Source organism: Vibrio sp. V03_P4A6T147, from assembly GCF_002241085.1.
GTDB classification, from domain to species: domain Bacteria; phylum Pseudomonadota; class Gammaproteobacteria; order Enterobacterales; family Vibrionaceae; genus Vibrio; species Vibrio anguillarum.
Window position 1 is genome coordinate 1 of the sequence record NZ_NDIO01000177.1, and the last position, 5,352, is coordinate 5,352.

Below are 5,352 nucleotides of genomic sequence, written 5' to 3' on the forward strand. Positions count from 1 at the left end.
GTTTCATACGAACATTACAGAACAAAAACGAAATAGGTACGCTCAATGAACAACCATTCTGTTTGCAACTCGATTGAAGCCGAAAACAATGTGCTCGACATTATTGTTGTCGGTGGCGGTATCAATGGGGCAGGCATCGCCGTAGATGCTGCTGGCCGCGGGCTGAAAGTTGGCCTGTATGAAGCAAAAGACTTTGCTAGCGCTACCTCTTCTGCGAGCTCAAAATTAATTCATGGTGGGTTGAGATACCTAGAACATTATGAATTTCGTTTAGTCGGTGAGTCATTGGCTGAACGCGAAGTACTGTTGCGCAAAGCGCCTCACATTGCAAAACCAATGCGATTTCGTCTACCACACCGACCTTTTCTAAGACCTGCTTGGATGATTCGTGCCGGACTTTTTCTTTATGACCATTTAGGCAAACGAACCTCACTACCTGCCAGCAAAAAAATAGCCCTTAACGCGGGTGTGGTGACTAAAAATGAGATGAAAATGGGTTTCGAATACTCAGACTGCTGGGTCGATGATGCTCGTTTAGTGATACTGAATGCGATGCAAGCACGTGAACTCGGTTCCGAAGTAAAAAACTATTGCCGCGTTGAATCAGCTCGTCGTGTTGACGAGTTATGGCATGTGACTTTGTTTGATGAAAAAACACAAACTCGTTTTACTCGCCGCAGTCACGCGCTTGTCAACGCAACAGGTCCTTGGGTTAAACAGTTCATTGATGAGCAGATTGAAATTACTTCTCCCTACGGTATCCGGCTTATCAAAGGATCACATCTTATCGTGCCGAAAATTCACGATGAAGAGCAGGCGTATATTTTACAAAACGAAGATAAGCGGATCGTCTTTGTGATCCCCTATCTTGATCACTATTCAATGATAGGCACCACCGATGTCGAATACCGAGGTGATCCTCGTCAAGTGAAAATTAGCGTCGAAGAAAAACGGTACTTATTGGATGTTGTGAATAAGCACTTTATCCATCAGGTCACACTGGATGATATTGTGGCTGACTTCAGCGGTGTACGCCCGCTATGTGATGACGAGTCTGACTCACCACAAGCCATTACTCGGGACTATACACTCTCATTGGATCAACAAGCTGATAATGCGCCACTACTTTCTATTTTTGGTGGAAAGTTAACCACTTATCGCAAGTTATCTGAATCTGCTATGGGTCAATTAAAACCATTTTTTAATCAAATGTCTGACAGTTGGACCGCAAACAAACCACTGCCTGGTGGAGAAGCCTTTTATCCCGCACAGCTCAAACAGCAGCTTGAGCAGCGCTTCCCAGATCTTGATAAAGCGACCATTAACCGCTGGATCACTAATTATGGTAGCCGAGCTTCGGTGATGCTCGATAATGTGCAAAGTAGTGCTGATCTGGGTAAACATTTTGCGTTTGGGCTCTATCAATGCGAAGTCGATTATCTCTTACATTATGAATTTGCTTCTTCATGTGAAGATATCCTATGGCGCAGAAGTAAACTCGGCTTAACATTTAACACTGAACAAATTGATCAGTTAAATGATTATATCGACCAATCATCAACTTGCGAATGTCAACGCATCAGTGCTTAACACAAGATGTAGCCACTAGAATTAAACTTGAGAAAAGCTCTTAGAAACATGATCTTCTGAGAGTTTTTTACTTTTTCTTAGTAGGTGACGTAAAAATCACGGGGTATAGTAAAGCTATATTTCCGTAACGACGATGCCACTCAATGCCAATTCCGAATACTAACAGCGACGATCTCATCAAACTCCTTAAGCCATGCATGAGAATCCTCCTCACTATTGAATTCGGACCTGAGGATTCTTACAGCTTTTCAACGACAATTGTCGGATGCAAACGTGAAAGATACGTACTGATCGATATGCCCGTTAAAGCTCGTGAAGACTTGGTGATGCGAAAAATAGTTAATATCCAAATCATTTTGCGTGGGATTTGTGACACTGAATTAGGTCATATACTCGCGTTCAAAACCTCGATTATTCGTAGTATTTCTAAACCGTTCGGATTACTGTTTATCAAGTTTCCTAAGCACTTTGTGACCAAACCAATCCGTGAGCACGAGCGCTATAAACTCTCTTTGCCAGCCGTTATGCATGAAGGAGAACATCAATTTAAAGGGAAATTGATCGACTTTTCTATTTCTGGCTGCGCGCTATTTATTCCTGGCTTGCACCATTTAGAAAAAGATATGTTTATTGAGATAAAGTCCACACTCTCCCCACTTCTACCACAAGATCTCGCTTGCCAAATCGTCAGTGTGCGTCAACAAGGTAAAGGAATGTTAGTAGGCGTTAAATTTCTTGAATCAATTGCAATGACAGCTGCATTGAAAAAAGAAATATTAGTACGCGCTTTTATGGCTGGTAGCGTATAAGAATGTTACGCAGTGCTTTATTTCTGCCGTTTTTGGAAGTGACAAAAAGCCTCATGCAATGCTTTCTCTTTGATAGGTTTAACTATCACATACTCTGCACCTGCGGCCATAAATGCTTCGTTAGTCGATTGCATACCATCAGCTGTACACGCATAAATAGGTACATCCATCATCAACTCATGTTTGATCAAATGTGTTGTTTCAACCCCACCTAAGTAAGGCAGTTGGTTATCCATTAAGATAAGATCCACTGGATGATCTTTCACATAATCAATCGCCTGTAGACCATCCTCTACTCTTGTCACTTCCATACCGTATTTTTTGCAAAATGCTTGAGCAATAAAAGCGTTGGTATGATTATCTTCGACTAGCAACACTTTGATTGGTTTTTCAAACATTTCATGTGGCGGCGCGCGCTCATAAGATGGTATATCCTTCCCGCAGTCACTAACGACAACCAGCGGGAGTTCAACAGAAAATGTAGTACCTACTCCAAATTGGCTTTTCACGTTTACGGTACCACCAAGCATCTCAATTAAGCTTTTGACAATCGCAAGCCCCAAACCACTACCGCCGTATTCTCGTGTGGTGTTTGATTCTACTTGAGTAAAAGGCTCAAAAATAAGCGCGAGATCTTGCTCTCTGATGCCAATACCTGTATCACTAATCGAAATAAACAATTGGTGGTTATTCTTTTGCTGGAACTCAATGCTAATCAACCCATGATGGGTAAACTTAGTCGCATTATTTAATAAATTAAACAGAATTTGGTTCAGGCGGACTTGATCGCTATGGATCATCATATCAGGCGGAATATTGCTCTTTAGGCTGAACTCAATCTCTTTTTCGGCACATAATGGCCGATAGATACTTTCCACGGCAGAGATGACCTCAACCAGCTTAAAGTCAGACTCTTGAATTCTAAACTGTCCCTGCTCTATCTTTGAAAAATCAAGGATATCATTCAGCACCGCCAATAAATGTTCACCACTACTGCATAACACATTCACTTGTTCAAGTTGCTCATGGTCACTGATTTCACGCTTAAGTAATTGAGAAACACCTAAAATTCCATTCAATGGTGTTCTCAGCTCATGGCTCATTTTTGCAAGAAATTCAGCACGAATACGCGCCGACTCTTCCGCTTCTTGCCTTGCGAGTCGGCTCTGTTTGGCCGCCTCGGCGATTGTCGTAATATCTTGCCCTTGAGTGATGATTGACTCAATTCTCTGCTCAAAAATAATGGGGGATAAATTCCAGCGAAAAACCTTATTGCCGACTTCAACGTTTATCTCTCGGAACGTTTCTTGTTCAACCGCAAGGCGTATCTTTGGCTGCAGTTCTTGCTTTAATGCATCAAGAATGCACTGCTGTTGATCATTGCGACGCATGAAATATTTCTTTGCTGATGGGTTCATTTTGATGATATCACCGTCGATACTCCATACTATGATGGGCGAAAGTGAAAAATTGAACAGATCTTCAAATTGTTTTTCTTGCTCAGATAAACGTTGAAATGTGTGTTCTAGCGTTCTGCCGAAGTGATCAAATTCATAGATTTTAGAACCAGAAAAAAGCTCATAACTCCCAGCTTCTGCAGCTTTGTGGGTGTAATTCATCAAGCTACTGATTTCATTTTTGACACGCTGCTGTAACCACCAACGAGTCAAAATAGAGACTATCACCATCGCAAAAAGGGCAAAAATCATCCAAAAAAAATAATTTTCACGTAATTGCAATACGTTCTCATTGCTCTGCACACTGAGGACGTTAATATAAATTGGTACGCCTTCTATGGTTAACGCGGTACGGCTTACCATGTAATCGGCAAAACTATAGGCGTCAAAATTATCTTCTAAAACATCACGTTCCGTGTAGGTCTCATCACCATTAATTGTTGAGGCTAAGACCTTTTCACCCGTCGTCATCACGAGATTTTCTGAGTTACTCCCTTCACGTAATGTTTCTGCCAGCACGTAATTGTTGTTAAGTACGGTAGCAAGATGCAAAAAACCAATCACCTCTCCGGACTGCGAGTCAATAACGGGAGTACGTCTGACCATTAGGTAGGCATAGCCCAATTGAGAGGGCGATTTGATCATATGCCAGTTATTACTTAACGCGACTTTACGAGACATGTTTACCAGCTCGTTTTGTTCAATACCATAAAACTGAGCATTGCCATCTTCCCACATCAGGCTGTCAGAATCAGAAATGAAACGAATGTCAGGCGTGTTGGCTACTTCTAGCTGGTCAACTCCAAAAAAGAACTGATCAATACTGTCATTATCGCCCTTACGAATTGCTTTAACTAAACCTGCATTTTTTGCGCTGCTATCTTGGTTTATCTGCAGTAATGAAAGGCGGAAGTTAAAGAGGTTCTGGATGAGACTAGAGGTTTGAGAAGCCGTACGTTGCACTTCTTGAGCAATGATTTTGCTACTGATCTGATAACTTTGAAATAAAACGCTGAGCGTCAATGCGCCAATCACCGCAATCATTGATTTGGTGATCACGGTAGCTATCTTTTGTTTTTTCTTGACGGTGCTTGACCTTAAACTCATTAATGACTCGATATATCAATGGTCAGAGTAACGAAATGCTCGTTTTTTGAGCTTTTCAATATACGCTGAAGAGACCTCTTTGGTTACCAATTCAAAATCACCAGAGTAAACCGTAGGTACCGGCTTTCCTTCAAGATCCCACTTAATGGCTTCCGCCATAGCAACACCGGCATCATCATTGACACGCATGATAGTCACATCAAGTGTGCTATTTTGCAGCGCGTCCAATTCAGCCTCACCACCGCCCCAGCCGTTTAACGTAATATCTTCTCTATTTTGCTGCTGCAACGCATCCATGGCACCGAGTGCAACATCAGTAGAGCATGCGTAAATAAAATTAATATCTGGTGTTTGTTTAAGAATACGCAAAGTTGCATCAAATGCACTAT

The 5,352-nt window shown here is 41.8% G+C and carries 3 protein-coding genes and 1 pseudogene; 2 read left to right on the forward strand and 2 right to left on the reverse strand.

Annotation, left to right across the window (positions count from 1 at the left end):
* Positions 1-45: 45 nt before the first annotated feature.
* Positions 46-1,590, forward strand: a complete 1,545-nt coding sequence (gene glpD / locus B9J84_RS06900) for a glycerol-3-phosphate dehydrogenase (RefSeq protein WP_094123831.1) — start codon at positions 46-48, stop codon at positions 1,588-1,590.
* A 197-nt stretch (positions 1,591-1,787) separates the two neighbouring features.
* Positions 1,788-2,399 (forward strand): PilZ domain-containing protein, encoded by a 612-nt coding sequence (locus tag B9J84_RS06905; RefSeq protein ID WP_094123833.1) that lies wholly within the window; start codon positions 1,788-1,790, stop codon positions 2,397-2,399.
* Between the two features lie 17 nt (positions 2,400-2,416).
* Here the strand turns inward: B9J84_RS06905 and luxQ are convergent, their stop codons facing one another.
* Positions 2,417-4,963 carry a quorum-sensing autoinducer 2 sensor kinase/phosphatase LuxQ gene (luxQ, locus tag B9J84_RS06910; protein ID WP_094123832.1) on the reverse strand — a complete coding sequence of 849 codons (2,547 nt, stop codon included), beginning with the start codon at positions 4,961-4,963 and terminating at the stop codon, positions 2,417-2,419.
* Between the two features lie 15 nt (positions 4,964-4,978).
* Positions 4,979-5,352 (reverse strand): annotated as a pseudogene (locus tag B9J84_RS06915) (ABC transporter substrate-binding protein); the annotation flags it as partial.

Coding starts and splice junctions, on each gene's coding strand:
- luxQ (WP_094123832.1), bottom strand. CDS start 4,963: ATGAGTTTAAGGTCAAGCACCGTCAAGAAAAAACAAAAGATAGCTACC.
- B9J84_RS06905 (WP_094123833.1), top strand. CDS start 1,788: ATGAGAATCCTCCTCACTATTGAATTCGGACCTGAGGATTCTTACAGC.
- glpD (WP_094123831.1), top strand. CDS start 46: ATGAACAACCATTCTGTTTGCAACTCGATTGAAGCCGAAAACAATGTG.